Below are 17921 nucleotides of genomic sequence, written 5' to 3' on the forward strand. Positions count from 1 at the left end.
GATGACCTCGCCCCCCCTGCTGCTGCGGCAACGCGACGTTCGGCAGCGCTTCACCGTGACCGGTGTCGTGCAGGGGGTTGGCTTCCGGCCATTCGTCCACCGCATCGCGACCGAACTCGGCCTGTCCGGCTTCGTCGGCAACGATTCGGGCGCCGTGTTCCTTGAGGTGCAGGGCGAGCGCGCACGCATAGCCGAATTCGGCCGCCGCCTCCGCGCCGAGGCGCCGCCGCTGGCCCGGATCCGCGACGTCACGGTCAGCGAGCTCGCCGCCGATGCCGGCGCCGAACGCGGGTTCCGGATTGTGGCCAGCCGGAACCTCGCCGGCGAGACGACGCCGATTCCGCCCGACATCGCGGCGTGCGACGACTGCGTCTCCGAACTCTTCGACCCGCGCGACCGGCGCTACCGCCACCCCTTCATCACCTGCACCAACTGCGGGCCGCGATTCACCATCATCCGCGAGCTGCCCTACGACCGCCCGGCCACCACCATGTCCGGGTTCCCCATGTGTGCGCGCTGCGCCGCCGAATACCACGACCCGGCGGATCGGCGCTTCCACGCGCAGCCGATCGCCTGCCCCGAATGCGGGCCGTCCCTGTGGTTCCGGTCGGCGAGCGGACGCATCGACGGAGCGGACGCAGCGCTGGCGGCCACCCAACGCGCGCTGGCCGCCGGCGCGGTGGTGGCCATCAAGGGCGTCGGGGGTTACCACTTGGCCTGCTCCGTCAGCGACGGCGCGGCCGCCGCCGCGCTGCGGGCGCGAAAGGCGCGCGGCGCCAAGCCGTTTGCCATGCTGGTCCGTGATCTGGACGTCGCGCGCCGCTACGCCCACGTCGACGACGACGAGGCCGCCGTGCTGCTGGGCCCCGCCCGTCCGATCGTGTTGCTGCGACGCCGATCCCCGAACGACACTGCGCCGGTCGCCGACGCCGTCGCTCCGGGTAGCCCGCTGCTGGGACTCATGCTGCCGTACTCCCCCATCCATCACCTGCTGTTGGCGCCCGTGCCCGGCGCCGCCGAGGCCGTCCCGACCGCGCTGGTGCTCACCAGCGCCAACCGATCCGACGAACCCATCTGCTTCACCGATGACGATGCCGGACAACGACTTCCGGCGCTGTGTGATGCGGTCCTCGACCACGATCGCCCGATCCACGTGCCGTGCGATGACTCGGTGGTGCGGGTGGTCGACGGGTGCGAACTGCCGATCCGGCGGTCCCGCGGGTATGCACCGCTGCCGGTCGACTTGAATACCGAGGGCCCCGCGGTGCTGGCCGTTGGCGGGGAATTGAAGAACACCTTCTGCCTCACCGACGGCGCACGCGCCTATCTGTCCGGGCACATCGGCGACATGGGCAGCTGGGAGACGTTGCGCGCGTTCGAGCGGGCGGTGCGCCAACTCAGCGAAATGCGCGGTGAGCCGGCGCGGTTGGCCGCCGACCTGCATCCCGGGTATCACACCCGAAGCTGGGCGGAGCGCCGCGCGGACGGTCGACCGCTGGACCTCATCCAGCACCACCACGCGCACGTGGTGTCGCTGCTGGCCGAGCACGGGCGAATCGGAGAACCCGTCGTCGGGGTCTCCTTCGACGGCACGGGTTACGGATGCGACCAGACCATCTGGGGCGGGGAGATTCTCCGGCTCGGCCACGACAGCCAGCGATTCGTACGGGCCGGCCACCTGTTGGGAGTACCACTGCCCGGCGGTGATGCGGCTGTCCGCAACCCGTGGCGGATGGCGCTCTCGCAGTTGTGGTCGGCCGGCATCGACTGGACCCCCGACCTGGCCCCCGTCGCGGCCGCGACGCCGGACGAATTGCGTCTGACCCGTTCGCAATTGGAGACGGGAACCGGATGCGTGCCCTGCTCGAGTATGGGCCGCCTGTTCGACGCGGTCGCCTCGTTGCTCGGCGTGCGGCACCGCATCGACTACGAAGGCCAGGCCGCCATCGAGCTGGAGGCGCTGGCGCAGTCGGCGGATGCGCAGGCCGGGCCGTCGCTACCGCTCATGGTGGGCGCCGACGGGGTGATCGATCCCGCCCCGATGGTGCAGACGTTGGTGTCGGCGCTCTACACCGGTACGCGACCCGCGCTGCTGGCCGCGGCTTTTCACGAGGCCGTCGCGGACGCCGTGGCCAAGGTGGTCGGTCAGGTGGCCGGCGCCACCCGGTTGGTGGGCCTCACCGGTGGGGTATTCCAGAACGTGTTGTTGCTGAGAGCGTGTCGTCAGCGGTTGCAGCTGGCGGGATTCGAGGTGCTGACCCACCACATCGTTCCGCCCAACGACGGCGGGCTCGCCCTGGGTCAGGCCGCGATCTCCATGCTGACCGCGCGGGAGGAGGGTTGACCCATGACCACCACAGCCATCGATCGCGGGCTGGGCGCTGAATTGGCCGAAGACCTCGCCGCCACCGCGTTCACGCTCGCCAAGCGCTTCGCGGCGGGAGCGACCATGTGGTCCATCGCGCCGTCGTGGGAACCGCACGCACTGCACATCGCGGTCGAGTTCGTGCACCCGGTGATCATGGGCAAACGGGCCCTGCCCGCGGTGGCGCTGACCGGACCCGACCTGGTTGACCTGGTGCGAGTGTCCGTGCGGCCGGGCGACATCGTGGTCGCGGTTTCCGGAGCCGACGACGCGCAGGTCCGCTCGGTGATGCGGCGCGCCCCCGCATGGGGCGCCACCACGATCTGGATCGGCAGCGGCGAACGCCCCGGCGCGGGCATGGCAGACCACGTGCTGTGGCTCGACGACCCCGATCCTCGCGTGCCCGCGACGGGCGGTTTTGTGCTGTTCTATCACCTGCTGTGGGAACTGACCCACGTGTGCTTCGAGCACCCCGGCCTGCTCAAACCCGAGCGCGCCGAGTCGGTTTGCGTCACCTGCAGCGACGAGGGGCGCCCCGGCGAGGCGGTGACGGCGTCGGCCGACGGGCACGCCACGGTGCGCACGGCGCGCGGCATCGAAAACGTGGTGACCACCCTGATCGACCCGGTCGAAGCCGGGGACCTGATGTTGGTGCACGCGGGCATGGCGATCGGCAGACTGGAAGACGAGGAGGGCCGATGAGCACCGCCGACGAACCCACCAACTTCCTGTATCCGTTCATCGACGCCCAGGAAGACAATCCCGCCTCGCTGCTGGCCGACCTGGCCGCCTCGGCGCAGGCGAAGGCGGCCGAAAGCCTGGCGCTGCGGCGCTCGACACTGGAAGCCAACGCCGCGTTGCTCGGTGAGGCCGCCGCCGAGCTGGCGCGCCGTTTCGCGGCGGGCGGGCGCATGTTCACCTTCGGAAACGGCGGCAGCTGCACCGATTCCACCACCCTGGCGAGGCTGTTCGCCCGGCCGCCGGGCGGCATGCCGCTGCCCGCGTGGCCCCTGACCACCGATCAGGCAATCCTGACCGCGCTGGGCAACGACGTCGGATTCGAGTTGGTGTTCGCCCGGCAGTTGATCGCCCGCGCCAGGGCCGGTGACATCGCGATCGCCATGTCGACCAGCGGGGGTTCGCCCAACCTGCTCGTCGCGCTGGCCGAGGCGCGTCAACGCGGCTTGTACACCATCGGATTCGCCGGCTACGACGGCGGCGCGTTCGCGAACAATCCGAATGTGGACGCCTGCTTCGTCGTTCGTTCGCAGAGCGTGCACCGGATCCAGGAATCGCAAGCGCTGCTGGGCTATCAGCTCTGGCTGAGCGTGCACCAACAGCTCGGCGGCAAGCAAGGCATGGGGGCGGCATGAGCAATTCGAAGTCGGCGGGTGAATACCTTTCCTCGGGACCACGATTCGCCGAGGGCGAGGTGATCGAGCGGATCGAATCGTTCCGCAGGCGCCGGCCCCGGTTGCTCGACGACCATGTGACGCTGGCCCACGGCGCGGGCGGCAAAGCCTCGGCGGCGCTGGTGGACGCGGTGTTCGTGGAGGCGTTCCGCAACCCGCTGCTGGAGTCACTCGGTGACAGCGCGGTCCTGACGCTGCCGAGCGGCGAACGCCTGGCGATGTCCACGGATTCATTCGTCGTACAGCCCAGGCGCTTCCCGGGTGGCTCCATCGGCGCGCTCGCGGTGCACGGCACCTGCAACGACCTCGCGATGGCCGGTGCCGTGCCGTCGTGGATCTCGGCGGCGTTCGTGCTCGAAGAGGGTTTCCCCATCACCGAATTGAAAGAGATCGTCGCCGACATGGCGGCGGCGGCCGCGAAGGCGGGCGTGCGGATCGTCACCGGCGACACCAAGGTGGTGCCCAAGGGCGCCGCCGACGGCATGTTCGTCACCACCGCCGGGGCCGGTGTCATTCCCACGGGACGCGCGCTGTCCGCGGCGTCGGTGCGGCCCGGTGACAAGCTGCTGCTGTCGGGATCGATGGGCGACCACGGCATGGCGGTCATGCTGGCGCGGGGCGACCTGGCCATCGAGGCCGACATCCACTCCGACACCGCGTGCCTCAGCCCACTGGTGGAGCTGCTGATGGCGGCCGCGCCGTCCACCCGCTGGCTGCGTGATGCGACGAGGGGCGGAGTCGGCACCGTCTGCAACGAACTGGCCCAGGCCTGCGGTCTCGGGGTGCTGCTCGAAGAGGAACGACTTCCCGTGGCGCCCATGGTGAACGGCGCCTGCGAGCTGCTCGGCATCGACCCGCTGTACGTCGCCAACGAGGGCAAGCTCGTCGCGGTCGTCGCGCCCGAGGAGGCGGCGGCCGGGCTCGACGCCCTGCGGTCGCATCCCCTGGGTGCCGACGCGGCCGAGGTCGGGGAAATCGTCACCGAACCAGCCGAAAGCGTGGTGCTGCGAACCGGATTCGGCGGAACACGGATCGTCGACATGCTCGTCGGCGACCCGCTGCCGCGGATCTGCTAGGGCGTGGCGATCGCAAGCGCGGCGTAAGCCGGGCGCGGCGGATCGCCACCAGAAAGGAAGGGAGGCCGCACATGTGTTTGGGAATTCCGGGCCGGATCGTCGAGATCACCGATCCCGCCGACTATTTGGCGAAGGTCGACGTCAGCGGCGTGCAGCGCACCATCAGCGTGCGGCTGCTCGAGGACGACATGCCCGAACCCGACGACTGGGTCCTGGTTCACGTCGGGTTCGCGATGGCCAAGATCGACGAGACGGAGGCTCTGCTCACCCTGGCCGCCGTCAAGAAGCTCGGCGACGCCTACGACACCGAGATCCAAGCCTTCGACTCCTCATCGATCGTCTGAGAACGAAAGGACCGTCATGAAATTCGTTGACGAGTTCCGCGATCCGGCCGCGGCCCGCAAGCTGCTGGGCGCCATCGAACGCCTGGCCGGCGCCGACGGCGAACAGTTCAAGTTCATGGAAGTGTGTGGCGGGCACACGCACACGATCTACCGGCACGGCATCGAGCACCTGCTGCCCGACAACGTCGAGCTGGTGCACGGCCCCGGCTGCCCCGTCTGCGTGATCCCGATGGGCCGCATCGACGATGCCATGTGGCTCGCCGGCCAACCCGACGTGATCTTCACCTGCTTCGGCGACATGATGCGCGTGCCCGGATCACACGGCAGCCTGCTGGACGCAAAGGCGCGCGGCGCCGACGTGCGGTTCGTCTACTCCCCGCTGGACGCGCTGAAGATCGCGCTCGACAATCCGGACAAGCACGTGGTTTTCTTCGCCATCGGTTTCGAAACCACCGCGCCGTCGACCGCGGTCACCCTGGTCCGGGCGCGCGACCTGAAGCTGAACAACTTCAGCGTGTTCTGCAACCACGTGATGATCGTCCCGCCGATCAAGGCCATCCTGGAGTCGCCGGACCTGCGCCTGTCGGGTTTCATCGGCCCCGGGCACGTGTCCACGGTGGTCGGCAATCGCCCCTACCGGTTCGTGCCGGAGGTGTACCGAAAGCCTTTGGTGGTAGCCGGGTTTGAGCCTCTGGACATTCTGGCCGCGGTCGCGATGCTGTTGACCCAGATCCGGGAGGGCCGCTGTGAGGTGGAGAACCAGTACACGCGCGTGGTGCCCGAGGGGGGCAATCCCGCCGCTTTGGCGTTGATGGGCAAGGTTTTTGCGCTGCGCCCCCACTTCGAGTGGCGCGGGCTGGGTTTCATCTCGCAAAGCGCGCTGCGGCTGCACGACGACTTTTCGGGATTCGACGCCGAGCTGCGGTTCGCGATGCCGGGCGTGCGGGTCGCCGATCCCAAGGCGTGCCAGTGCGGCGAGGTGCTCAAGGGTGTGCTCAAGCCATGGGAGTGCAAGGTTTTCGGCACGGCGTGCACCCCGGAGACCCCGATCGGCACGTGCATGGTGTCCCCCGAGGGGGCGTGCGCCGCCTACTACAACTTCGGCCGAATGCACCGCGACGCGGTCAAGCTGGTGGGGCGCGCTTGACCGGTAACACCGACGGCCCGGATATGTTCGCGCGCTACGCCTACGCGCCCAACGCGCTGGGTTATTGCGGTCCCCCGCTGGGAGCCACCCTGCGCGACGGTTCGGTCGACGAGGTGCGCCGGGCGGCGACGACGTTCTCCGGGGCGTGGCCGTACCTGCGGGTGCTGTCGACGCTGACCGGCATCGCCGACCCGCTGGATTACCGGCTGGTGGAGTCCTACTGGCTGGGCGGCGGCGTCGGCGCCGACCTGGACCCCCGGGACTTCTTCAACGGATTGCTGGCGATCATCGGCCCGCAGGCGGGCCGCTATTGGTCGCACCTGACGCCGGACCTGGCCGGCGAGGCCGCCGCCAACCACTGTTTCCACGTCTTCGGCGTGTACCCGTGGACCCGGTTCCTGGGGCGGGGTATGGACGAACATCCCCTGAACGTGCTCGACAACTGCCGCATCACCTGGGGAACCGTGCTTTCCCGTGACCGCGACCGGATCGAGGTGCTGCGCCGACGGCTGGTGCTCGACGGTGACGGGCTGGCGCTGTCCGAACCGTCGTCCGCTGTGTTCGACGTCTGGATCGACGGGTACAGCGCGGTGCCGGATGCCACCGCGGGCGACCAGGTCGCGCTGCACTGGGGGCGGCTGTGCGGCCGTCTGTCACCGCGGCAGGTCGGCGCCCTCGCCGACGGAACCGAGCGTCAACTGCGGGTGACGAGCCACCGACTGGCGCGCGTCTAGCGGCGATCGCGAGCGCGGCCGTGGCGATCGCGAGCGCGGCGAAGCCGGGCGAAGCGGGTCGCCGCCATTGGGGGTCGGCTCGTGCCAGACTGGCCCCCGTGCCCGGTTCCCTCCGCGACGTGCTGCCCGCGGCCGCCGCTCTGCTCGGCGCGCCGGGCGCCGTCGACGAGCTGGGTATGGCCGACTGCATCGGGGGGGCCGACCAGGTCGATCGGGTCGCGGTGGTGCTGGTGGACGGACTGGGTTGGCATCTGCTTGCGGAGCTGGCCGGCAGCGCCCCGCTGCTCGCCTCCGTGCTCGCCGGGCAGGCCGGCCACCTCACGGAGCTCACCTGCACCTTCCCGTCGACCACCCCGACCAGTTTGGTCTCGCTTGGCACGGGGGCGCAGCCCGGCGAGCACGGGATCCTGGGCTTCACGCTGAACGTGCCGGGCACCGATCGGGTGCTCAACCACATCCTGTGGCGTGACGACCCACCGCACGCCGAGTGGCAACCCTTACCCACGTGGTTCGGGCGGCTCAACAAAGCCGGCGTGAGCGCACGCGCCGTCTTGCCGGCCGCGTTCATGGGTAGCGGGCTGACCGAGGCGGCGTACCGCGGCGCCGAGTTCCGCCCGATCCAGCCGACGGACGACAACGCGCAGGCGGTGGCCGACGAGCTGCGCGCGGCGCCCGGCCTGGTCTACGGCTACACCGCCGCCCTGGATACGGCCGCCCACGTATTCGGCGTCGGATCGCCCCGATGGCACGAAGCGGCCGCCCAGGTGGACACGCTGCTCAGCCGGCTGGTCGAGGCGCTACCGCCGAACGCGGCGCTGCTGGTGACCGCCGACCACGGCGGTTTCAACGTTCCACCGGACGCGCGGGTCGACCTCGACACCGACCCGCGGCTGGCCGCGGGAGTCCGCGTGGTCGCCGGTGAGCCGAGGGTTCGCTACCTGCACACCGAGCCCGGCGCCGCGGCGGATGTGCAGGCGGCGTGGAGCGAGGTACTCGACGGCAGGGCGCACGTCTACAGCCGCGAGCAGGCGGTGGCCACCGGGATGTTCGGACCGGTCAGCCCGGCGCACCTGGCGCGGATCGGCGACGTCGTCGCCGTCTGCACCGGCGATGCCGCCGTACTGGCAACCGGGCACGAGCCGCCGGAGACGGCTCGCCTCATAGGCTTTCACGGCGCGGCGACGCCCGCCGAAATGGCCATCCCGCTGATCGTCTTCAAATCCCCTGCCGCGGCTCACTAGTCGCCGCTGCGCCGCCTTGCGGCTTCTTCCGCGAATCGCTCACAGCCCAAATTGCGCTACCTTTAAGCCTTTTCAAAGGGGACTGACAGGGTCGCCACTCACCAGCGCTGCTACGGTGGCAGCACTGTGAGTTTCCGTGGTGCGGGCAGACCTTCACGACGGCCCCGACGCCAGTCGGCTCTGGCCGTAGTTGCTGCACTGTCCCTTTTCGCCGCTGCCTTCGGATTCTGGGCGTTGCAGGTTGAGGCGACGGCCGGCCCACCGCAGCACGTGGCCGTGTCGGTGGCGACCACCGGCACCGGGACGCTTCAGTTCCGGGACGGCTCGGCACCGCGCAGCCATCCCGACTTCGGCTCCACCCTGAACGACGACAAGGCATTCAAGAGCGCGGGTTTGAAGCGCGATCGGCCGACGACCTTTTCGCTGTCCGTGCCGCGCTGGTCGTGGACGCTGTCGTCACTCGCGTCGGCCACTGGGGCACAGCGGCCCCTCGACTTATGCCCGTCACGCGCACCCTCGACTGTCCTTGCGGGTCAAGACCTCTTGACCAAGCTTTGCGTGTCCAGGCGCTGATCGACATTCCGAGCCACTCGTAGCCATGTCTGGCCGGCGCCGCGCGCCGGCCAACAGCCGACGGCGTTAGCCCGGAGCGGCCAAAGCCCGTCGGCATGCCCGCAACTCCCGACCGGACGCTGAACGTCGGTCGCTACCCACCCAAGGAAGTCATGTTTGCAGCCAACTCCCGCACGCCCGCTGGATCCGCGGCCACCCACCCCGCCCCTGCCGGGGGCAGATAGCGGTGGACTTCGGCGCGTTACCCCCAGAGATCAACACCGCGCGAATGTATTCCGGCCCCGGCCCCGCATCACTGCTGAGCGCGGCCACAACGTGGCAGCGGCTGGCCGACCACCTCCGCGAGGCCGCGACGAAGTACCTCGTTTCTGCGGGCCTGCTGGACGGCTTGCGCGGCCCCGCCGCGCAGCAGATGGGCGACACGACGGCACCGTACATAGCGTGGCTGCAGGCCACCGCCGCATTAGCGGAGCAAACCGCCGCCCGCGCCGGCGCGGCGGCCGACGCGTATGAGTGGGCGCTGGCCGCGACCGCGCCGCCGCAGACCATCGTCGCCAACCGGGCATTGCGAAGGTCGCTGGCGGCGACGAACCACCTGCGCCAAAACACCCCGGCCATCGCGTCCGCGGAGGGCCACTACGACCAGCTCTGGGCGCAGAACGCCGCCGCCATGTACGCCTACGCCACTGTCGCTGCGGCCGCCTCGACCGTGACGCCCTTTACGTCCCCGCCCGTCGCCGACGACGGCGACGAAGTGATATCGGCCGGCGCGGAACTGGTTTCGATGCTCCCCGCGGCGATCGACGGGCTATCCTCGGCATCTTGCCGGCGATTCCGTACGGCTGTGCTGGCGATGTCGTCGCCGCTGTCCAAGCTGAGTTCCCTGCGCACCGGGTTCGCCCGGCAGGCCAGCATCCCGCTCGCCGTGGCCACCGGTGCTGCGGCGGCGAAGACGGGCAGGGGTAATCGCGCGGCGGTGCTGGTGGATTTCGGACGCGCGATCTCGATTGGCGGGTTGTCGGTGCCGCGGGCATGGCTGCCCGCCGCGAAACCGAATGCGGTGGGCAAGCAGCCAACTGAACCCCAGCGCCCCGTAGGCGGGGAGCCGCTAACCCACACCGGACTTTGATCGTTTTCACAGCTCGCTGGGCTTGTCGGCCAAGCCTCGTGTTGTAAGTTCGGGCCACTGTGACAGTTGGCGATACCCGTAGAACTCGACGATGGCGGTCCGTCATCGCAGTGGTCGCGGTGCTCGGTGTGTTCTGCGCGGTCACAGCGGGTTGGGCATCGCGTGGGAGCGCGGTCTCCGGACTCGCCCGCGCGGATGCCACGCACGTGCAAGCGCATAACGCGTGCGCTGCCGCACCGGGCTTTTCCGCCGGCTCCTCGCCGACACATCACAAGACCACCAAGACCGCATGGATGACGCGGGATCGGCCGCCCACATGGGCCCGCTCGTCACCGCCATCGATCGGGTCGCCGTTACCGACTTCGTTTGCGGCCGCGGTATTTCGGCTGCCCCGCACACCATCCCGTGCGCCCGGGGCGGTTCCGTCCGACCGGGATCTGTTGACGCTGCTCTGCGTCGCCCGTTGCTGAGGGCTCCTTGGCAGGTAGGCCTGTAACCCCCGGGCCTACGTCCCAAGAGAAGAGTCCCGTTCGAACCGCGGCCCCACCGCCGTCGTTAGGCAGAGATAGCGATGAATTTCACGATGCTCCCGCCCGAAATCATTTCCGGACAACTGCATGCCGGCCCCGGCTCGGACTCGATGGCCGAAGCCGCGTCGGCGTGGGCCCGCCTGGCCACTCGGCTGCACACCGCAGTCGCGGACTACCGGGCGGTGATCTCGAAGCTGCGAGCCGGCTGGGAGGATCCCACCCCCTGGCACGAAGCCGCGGCGTCCTACATCGACTGGCTCAACGCCACCGCGATACGCACCGAGCAAGCGGCAACCCAGGCCGCCGCTGCGGCGAGCGCACACGAAAGGGCGTTAGCGGCAACGGTGCCGCCGCCGTCGATCGACGCCAACCGGGTGCATTGCAGATCGCTGATCATGGCGAACTCCCTGGGTCTGGCGAGCCCGGCGATCGCCGCCACCGAGGCCGACTACGAACGGATGTGGGCGCAGGACGCCGCGGCCATGCACGCCTACGCCGCGGCGTCGGCGGATGCCGCGGCCATCGTGCCGTTCACGTTGCCGCCCGGCAGCGCAAGCCGAGGCACGTGGGCACTGGAATCGGGGCCGGAGGTCGTATCGGCAGGCCGGCAGCTGATCGCAGCCGCGCCCGGCGCGCTGCGGGCGCTGTCCCTGTCGCCGCTGGCCACGTTCGACGTCTCCCTCGCGTCGGCGACCTGCCCGCTGTCAAAACTGAGCTCACTCACCGCGCCGTCGGGTGTCGCGATCGGCTACCTGAATTCACTCAACAAGGCGGCGGCTTTGCGCTGCCTCGCGCCCGACCAGCGTGCTGTTCGCGGCGCGGCAATCACCGCGCGGGTCGGCCGCGCAACGTCGGTCGGGGCGCTGTCGGTACCACGGGTCTGGGCGACGGCCGCGGCGCCGATGGCCGTCTACCGCGGAACGGTTGCGTAGCGCTCGGGTCAGCCCGCGCGCCCGGCATACGACCGCGCGGCGTCCACGATCGCGGCGAAGAGGCGTAAGTCGTCCAGGGATTGTTCCGGATGCCATTGCACCGCAAGCACAAAACGGTCCCCGGGCAACTCCAGCGCCTCGACGACGCCGTCGGCGTCCCAGGCGCTGACCATCAGCCCCTCACCGACTTTGTCGATCGCCTGATGGTGGTAGCACGGCGCATCGGTGGACTCCCCGACCAGCGCGGCCAGCCGGCTGCCCGCCGCGGTGCGCACCGTCAACCTGTTGAACACCGCGTTGCCCGCCCGATGTCCGTCGTGGCCGAGAACCTCCGGCAGGTGTTGATGCAGGGTGCCGCCCAGCGCCACATTGAGCACCTGCGCACCGCGACAGATGCCCAGCACCGGCAGTCCCCGGTCCAGCGCGCCGCGCAACAACGCGAATTCCCATTCGTCGCGGGCGGCGCGCGGCTGATCGGTGGTCGGATGCGGCTGTTGCCCATACGCGGCGGGATCCACGTCGTAGCCGCCCGTAATCACCAGCGCGTGCAGACTGTCGAGCACCGGGCCGACCGTCGCAGGTTCCGCCGGTTGCGGCGGTAGCAACACCGCGGCCCCGCCGGCCAGCACGACACCCTGGAAGTAATCGGCAGGCAGATAACCCGCCGGCACGTCCCAGATCCCGGTCCGCACCCGCTCCAGGTACGAAGTCAGGCCCACCACCGGGCGCCCAGAGGCGTTCACAACCGCGCATCCTTTCCCCGACCGACACGGTACCGCCCGCGACCCGCGAAGTCGCCGCAAACCGCTTGTGCGAGTTGCTGTTCGGCGCGCCCGGCGGGACTACCAGGTACTGGTGCGCAACACGATCTCGGCGGCCAACTGTGCCGTCGACTCCTGCACCGTCCGCCGGCCCAAATGCACCACGCGGTACTCGGCGTAGACATACTGCTGGCTGGCACGCGCCACCGCCCGCGCGGCCGGGGAGCTGACCAGGACCGTGGTGCCGATCTCCACCGGCGGGCAGTGCCCGTCGCGAACCGCGCCGTCGCGATCGGCCGCCCGCGGATGGCCGCGATCGATCACCACCAGGCCGACGAACCGGCCCAGCTTCGTCGCGGCCAGTTCCCAGGCCAGCTCGCCGCCGGCGCGGTCGCCCACCACCACGGCCCACCCGATTCCCAGCGCGTCGAGGATGCCGACCACCGACTTGGGGGTCAGGCGCGGGTCGAGACCGATGACGACCGTCCGAAGCGACGCGGTGTGCAGCCGTTCGCAGACCGCGTCGTACGCGGCCGGGATGCGCTCCTCGTCGCCCAGGATGACGACCACGACGCCCTGTTCCGGACCAGCCACCGCTACCGGGACGGGGAACCCGTCGAGCGTGGTCATCATTGAGGGCATCTACGCACGCTACAACCGACCGGCCCGCGCGCGGGACGATTTCTCCACATCCCCCGCGTTCAGCGGCTATCCCTACGGGCGCGCGCGACGCGTTTTGCGTCGCCGTCAATTCGGCCGTCGTGCCGCCGACGCTCGGCGAATGCCCTACGGCCCCAACCGAGTTGCCAGGTGCGGCCGGCGGGGCGGCGGGCCGTCGAGCAGGCCGAGGACGGCGTCGGTGTCGAGGTGGTCAGCCAGCAGATCGGCGATCACATCGAGTTGGGCATCGCGGCGCGCGGCGACGTTAGTGTCGGCGACGACGAACCCGTCGCGGCCTGCCGCGGCCGCGACGCAGGTGAGCCACGCGCGGCGGAAGTCGTCGTTGTCGAGCAGCCCGTGCCAGTGGGTGCCGAAGACCGCGCCACGCGCCAGGCCGTGCGGTTGGCAGTCGCGCCCGCCCTCCGCGCCGAACCAGATGTCCTCCGCGCAGCGCGACACCCGGCCATGATGGATCTCGTATCCGGCGAGCGGCGGCGGCCAGCGGCGCAGGATCTTGGTCTCGCCGAAGGCGATGTCCGCGTCCAACAGCCCCAGCCCGGCGACTTCGCCGACCGCCGATTCCACCGGGTCGTCGAGGCGCCGGCACAGCATTTGAAAGCCGCCGCAGATCCCGAGCACCGGCTTGCCGGCCGCGGCGTGCGCGGTGATCGCCTCGGCCAGGCCGTGATCGCGTAGCCAGGTCAGGTCGGCGACGGTGGATTTGCTGCCGGGAATCACGATGAGGTCGGTGTCGGCCAGGTCGGCGGGGTCGGCGCTCCAGCGCACCGCCACGCCCGGCTCGCACGCCAGCGCCTCGACGTCGGTGGAGTTGGAGATCCGGGGCAACCGGATCGCGGCCACCCGCAGCCACTCGCTCCCGCGCGGCGGTTCCGGGGTGCCGACGAGGCGGCGCGCGACCACCGACAGCGAGTCCTCGGCGTCCAGCCAGAGTTCGTCGGCGTAGGGCAGCACCCCGTAGGTCGGGCGGCCGGTCATCGCGTGCAATTGCCGCAATCCGGGTTCCAGCAGTGCGGGGTCGCCGCGGAATTTGTTGACCACGAACCCGGCGATCAGCGCCTGGTCTTCGGGCTCGAGCACCGCGACCGTTCCGAACAGATGGGCCAGCAGACCGCCCCGGTCGATGTCTCCGACCAGGATCACCGGCAGGTTCGCCGCCCGGGCCAGGCCCATGTTCGCCAAATCCGTTGCACGCAGATTGATTTCGGCCGGCGAGCCTGCCCCCTCACAGATGACGGCATCAAAATCATCGCGCAGGCAAGACAATTCGTCTGCGACGATCCCGGCGAGGCGGTCGCGATGCCGCACATAGCTTGCCGCCGTGACCGAATCCGCGACCTGGCCGCGGATCACCAATTGCGACGTCCGGTCACTGCCCGGCTTGAGCAGGATCGGATTGAACCGCACGCTGGGCGCTAGCCCCGCCGCCCGCGCCTGGAGGGCCTGCGCCCGGCCGATCTCGCCGCCTTCCACGGTGACCACGGAATTGTTGGACATGTTCTGCGCCTTGAACGGCGCCACCCGAACGCCGCGGCGTGCCAGCAACCGGCACAGGCCCGCGACCACCACCGATTTCCCGGCGTCGGAGCTGGTGCCGGCGACCAGCAGCGCTCCGCTCAAGGATTCACGGCTTGTTATATCGAGGTGAGGATTTCGACGCCGGTGTCGGTCACCAGCAACGTGTGCTCGAACTGCGCGGTCCACTTGCGGTCCTTGGTGACCACCGTCCAGCCGTCGTCCCAGATCTCGTAGTCCAGGCCGCCGAGGTTGATCATCGGTTCGATGGTGAACGTCATCCCCGGCTGCATGATCGTCGTCACCGAGGGCTGGTCGTAGTGCAGCACGACCAGTCCGTTGTGAAACGTGGTGCCGATGCCGTGACCGGTGAAGTCACGAACCACGTTGTACCCGAACCGATTCGCGTACGCCTCAATGACGCGGCCGACGACCGACAGCGCCCGTCCCGGCTTGACGGCGTTGATCGCGCGCATCGTCGCCTCGTGGGTGCGCTCCACGAGCAGCCGGTGCTCCTCGGAGACGTCGCCGGCCAGGAAAGTCGCGTTGGTATCGCCGTGCACCCCGTCGATGTAGGCCGTGACGTCGATGTTGACGATGTCGCCGTCCTCGACCACCGTCGAGTCCGGGATCCCGTGGCAGATGACCTCGTTGAGCGACGTGCAGCACGACTTCGGGAAACCCTTGTAGCCCAGGGTCGACGGGTAGGCGCCGTGGTCGATCATGTACTCGTGGGCGATCCGGTCCAGTTCGTCGGTCGTCACCCCGGGCGCCACCGCTTTGCCCGCCTCCTGCAGCGCCGCGGCCGCGATCCGGCCGGCGCGCTGCATCTTTTCGATTACCTCCGGGGTCTGCACCCACGGCTCGCTGCCCTCCCGCACGGTGGGCTGCCACGCATACTCCGGACGGGGAATGCGGCCGGGCACCGGCAGAGTCGGGGACAACTCTCCGGGGGAAAGCGCAGTGCGAGCAGGCATGGCGACCAGCTTAATCACGCCGCGCGGCGGCTCCGCCGATGCGGCCGCGGATCAACGAGCGCCGCGGCCCGCGGATGATCACCGAGCCGCACACCACCCGTCCCGTCAGAACGACGTGCGGCCGGCCTTCGCCCGGTGCGTCCTTGCGGCGGTCGCTGGCGCTGCCCACGTAGACCTCCACGTCGTCGATCGACGCGCTGGCGCCGTCCGGCAACCGGATCTCCACCGAGCCGAACCGCATGTCGAGTTCGACGACCACCACCGGGCCCGCAAACCGCGCCTTGGTGAGGTCGAGCTCGATGGAGCCCAGCCGGCGGACCAACGCCAGCCGGGTGGGCACCGTCCATTCGCCCTGGCGCTTGAGCGAGCCGGCCCAGCCGCGCAGCTCGACCCGGTCGGCCGCGGAGGTGACGATCGCGCCCGGACCGGGCAGGTCGCCGACCAGCCCGTCGAGGTCTCCCCGGGTGCGCGCGTAGGACACCTGCGACGAGCGCTGCTCGAACTCGTCGATATCGATCAGCCCGAGCGCGACGGCGTTGTGCAGTCGCCGCATCGTGCCGTTGCGGTCGGCGTCCGAGACCCGTAACGCCACCATCTCTCCACCGGTCTCAGTCATGGCCTTTCCTGACGCTTGAACCCTGGGCCTACCCTCGCAACTTACCGCCGGGGCGGGCCGCCGGCGTCAGGCCAGGAAGTCGGGCGGCAGCGATTCGAACATCACCTTCGTCATCCGAACCGCGTATTCCGAGCTGCCGCCCCCGACGATCAGCGAGGCGAACGCCAGATCGCCGCGATATCCGGCGAACCAGGAATGCGATCCGCCCGGGAACTCGGCTTCGCCCGTCTTCCCGTAGACCGCGCCGCAGCCGGCGATCTCCTTGGCCGTCCCGTTGGTCACCACCAGCCGCATCATGGGCCGCAGCGCGTCGATCATCTTCGGGCTGATCGGCGTGGTGTCGCCCTGAACCGCGGTCGGCCGGCCCGCGATGAGCTGCGGCGTCGGGGTCTTGCCGGCGGCGACCGTCGCCGCCACCAGCGCCATGCCGAACGGGCTGGCCAGCACCTTGCCCTGGCCGAAGCCGTCTTCGGTGCGCTCGGCGAGGTCCACGGTCGGCGGCACCGATCCGGTCACCGTGGTGATGCCATCCACCTGATAGTCCAGCCCGATCCCGTACTGGGTGGCCGCCTGCGTCAGACCGCGCGGCGGCATCTTGCTGCTGAGCTCGGCGAAGGTGGTGTTGCAGGAGCTGGCGAACGCCCGCGACATCGGCACCACGCCGAGGTCGAAGCCACCGTAGTTCGGGATGGTGCGGTGCCCGATGTCGAGATGGCCCGGGCAGCCCAGCATCGTGTTCGGGGTGGCCATGTCGCGGTCGACTGCCGCGCCTGCGGTCACCATCTTGAACGTCGACCCCGGCGGGAACAGGCCGGTCGTGGCGAGCAGGCCGTCCGCGTCGGCGCCTCCGTTCTGCGCGATCGCCAGGATCTCGCCGGTCGACGGCTTGATCACGACGATCATGGCCTTGCCGCCGCGGGTGTCCACCGCGCGCTGGGCGGCGTTTTGCACGACCCGGTCGAGCGTGATCGAGATCGACGGCGCTGGTGAGCCCTGGACCTCGTGCAGGACTTCGACTTCGACACCGTTCTGGTTGACGCTCACCACCCGCCAGCCCGCTTGGCCGTCGAGTTGGTCGACCACCGCCTTCTTCACCTCGGCCATGGCCGCCGACGCGAAGTGCGGATCCGTCGGCAGGATCTCGGGCTGCGGCGTGACCACGACGCCGGGCAGCCGGCCGATCGCCGGGAAGACCTTGTCGTTGTCGTCGGGATGCAGCGTCACCAGGTCCACCGGTTGCGTCGCCGAGCTGGCCTGCTCGGCGAGCAGCTGCGGGTCGTTGAGCGTGCCGTTGAAGGGGTGCAGGACGTCCACGATCGCGTGCGCGGTCCCGCTCAGGGCGGATCCGGATCCGGCCTGGGTGGCGTCCAGCGTGTAGTGGTACAGGTAGCCCGGCACCAGCACGTCGGTGCCGCCGAGTTCGTTCACCGAGGCGCGCCGCGGCGCATCGGCCCGCAACGCGAACGTCTGATGTTCGCCCAGCTTGGGGTGCAGGTCGGTCGGGGTCCACCGGACCTCCCAGCGACCCTCGTCGCGGGCCATTTTCAGCTGGCCGTCATAGGTCCAGGTCCGGTTCTTGGGCAGGTGCCACGTGAACCGGTAGCCGACCGTGCCGGTGTCCTCGGCGTACTTGGCGTTGAGGATCTGCGTGTCGAGGTGGGTCGACTGCAGCCCCGCCCAGGCCGCGTTCAGCGCTTCGCGGGCCTCGTTGGGGTTGTCGCTGAGTTGGGCGGCCGTGGCGGTGTCACCGATCGCCAGGGCGCCGAAGAACTTTTCGGCCGCGGGGCCGGGGCCGTCGGGCCGCGGTGTGCATCCGGACAGGGCGATCGCCGAGAGGAGCAACAGCCCTGAGGCAGAAGAGGCCAATGTTCTTGTAGTTACCATCGTTGCT

At 69.8% G+C, this 17921-nt stretch carries 16 protein-coding genes; 10 read left to right on the forward strand and 6 right to left on the reverse strand.

Annotated features, from left to right (window positions below):
* The first annotated feature begins 1 nt into the window (after nt 1).
* From hypF to A5758_RS22260, 10 genes are all read left to right on the forward strand, one after another.
* Complete coding sequence (hypF, locus tag A5758_RS22215) at nt 2–2344, forward strand: carbamoyltransferase HypF (RefSeq protein ID WP_067744491.1); 2343 nt, start codon at nt 2–4, stop codon at nt 2342–2344.
* Between the two features lie 3 nt (nt 2345–2347).
* On the forward strand, nt 2348–3067 hold the full coding sequence (locus A5758_RS22220) for a HypC/HybG/HupF family hydrogenase formation chaperone (RefSeq protein WP_067744494.1): 720 nt from the start codon (nt 2348–2350) through the stop codon (nt 3065–3067).
* The gene (locus A5758_RS22225; RefSeq protein WP_067744497.1) at nt 3064–3738 is read left to right on the forward strand and encodes an SIS domain-containing protein; all 675 of its coding nucleotides are present in this window, start codon (nt 3064–3066) and stop codon (nt 3736–3738) included. The genes A5758_RS22220 and A5758_RS22225 overlap by 4 nt, the downstream gene beginning before the upstream one ends.
* On the forward strand, nt 3735–4853 hold the full coding sequence (hypE, locus tag A5758_RS22230; protein ID WP_082939802.1) for a hydrogenase expression/formation protein HypE: 1119 nt from the start codon (nt 3735–3737) through the stop codon (nt 4851–4853). Before A5758_RS22225 ends, hypE begins: the two co-directional genes overlap by 4 nt.
* Nucleotides 4854–4924: 71 nt before the next feature.
* Nucleotides 4925–5197, forward strand: a complete 273-nt coding sequence (locus A5758_RS22235; RefSeq protein WP_067212480.1) for a HypC/HybG/HupF family hydrogenase formation chaperone — start codon at nt 4925–4927, stop codon at nt 5195–5197.
* Between the two features lie 16 nt (nt 5198–5213).
* Complete coding sequence (gene hypD, locus A5758_RS22240) at nt 5214–6344, forward strand: hydrogenase formation protein HypD (protein WP_067212477.1); 1131 nt, start codon at nt 5214–5216, stop codon at nt 6342–6344.
* Nucleotides 6341–7078, forward strand: a complete 738-nt coding sequence (locus tag A5758_RS22245; RefSeq protein WP_255377755.1) for a DUF6390 family protein — start codon at nt 6341–6343, stop codon at nt 7076–7078. The genes hypD and A5758_RS22245 overlap by 4 nt, the downstream gene beginning before the upstream one ends.
* Nucleotides 7079–7176: 98 nt before the next feature.
* Nucleotides 7177–8319: an alkaline phosphatase family protein gene (locus tag A5758_RS22250; RefSeq protein ID WP_067744502.1), complete on the forward strand. Its 1143-nt coding sequence runs from the start codon at nt 7177–7179 to the stop codon at nt 8317–8319.
* Nucleotides 8320–9118: 799 nt separating this feature from the next.
* Nucleotides 9119–10021 carry a PPE family protein gene (locus A5758_RS22255; RefSeq protein WP_156622744.1) on the forward strand — a complete coding sequence of 301 codons (903 nt, stop codon included), beginning with the start codon at nt 9119–9121 and terminating at the stop codon, nt 10019–10021.
* A 571-nt stretch (nt 10022–10592) separates the two neighbouring features.
* On the forward strand, nt 10593–11483 hold the full coding sequence (locus A5758_RS22260) for a PPE family protein (RefSeq protein ID WP_067744508.1): 891 nt from the start codon (nt 10593–10595) through the stop codon (nt 11481–11483).
* A gap of 8 nt (nt 11484–11491) precedes the next feature.
* Here A5758_RS22260 and A5758_RS22265 read toward each other — a convergent pair whose 3' ends face one another.
* The 6 genes from A5758_RS22265 to A5758_RS22290 all read right to left on the reverse strand — a co-directional run bounded on the left by A5758_RS22265 (nt 11492) and on the right by A5758_RS22290 (nt 17914).
* Nucleotides 11492–12226 (reverse strand): gamma-glutamyl-gamma-aminobutyrate hydrolase family protein, encoded by a 735-nt coding sequence (locus tag A5758_RS22265; protein WP_082939803.1) that lies wholly within the window; start codon nt 12224–12226, stop codon nt 11492–11494.
* A 99-nt stretch (nt 12227–12325) separates the two neighbouring features.
* Nucleotides 12326–12886: an alpha/beta hydrolase gene (locus A5758_RS22270; protein ID WP_197504017.1), complete on the reverse strand. Its 561-nt coding sequence runs from the start codon at nt 12884–12886 to the stop codon at nt 12326–12328.
* Between the two features lie 144 nt (nt 12887–13030).
* The gene (locus tag A5758_RS22275) at nt 13031–14542 is read right to left on the reverse strand and encodes a cobyric acid synthase (protein ID WP_067744511.1); all 1512 of its coding nucleotides are present in this window, start codon (nt 14540–14542) and stop codon (nt 13031–13033) included.
* A 14-nt stretch (nt 14543–14556) separates the two neighbouring features.
* Nucleotides 14557–15414, reverse strand: a complete 858-nt coding sequence (gene map, locus A5758_RS22280) for a type I methionyl aminopeptidase (protein ID WP_067744745.1) — start codon at nt 15412–15414, stop codon at nt 14557–14559.
* Nucleotides 15415–15424: 10 nt separating this feature from the next.
* Nucleotides 15425–16030 carry a DUF1707 domain-containing protein gene (locus A5758_RS22285; protein ID WP_067212451.1) on the reverse strand — a complete coding sequence of 202 codons (606 nt, stop codon included), beginning with the start codon at nt 16028–16030 and terminating at the stop codon, nt 15425–15427.
* 66 nt (nt 16031–16096) lie between these two features.
* Nucleotides 16097–17914 carry a penicillin-binding transpeptidase domain-containing protein gene (locus A5758_RS22290; protein WP_067744513.1) on the reverse strand — a complete coding sequence of 606 codons (1818 nt, stop codon included), beginning with the start codon at nt 17912–17914 and terminating at the stop codon, nt 16097–16099.
* Nucleotides 17915–17921 lie beyond the last annotated feature (7 nt).

The organism is Mycobacterium sp. 852014-50255_SCH5639931 (genome assembly GCF_001665605.1).
In the GTDB taxonomy this organism is placed as follows: domain Bacteria; phylum Actinomycetota; class Actinomycetes; order Mycobacteriales; family Mycobacteriaceae; genus Mycobacterium; species Mycobacterium paraffinicum.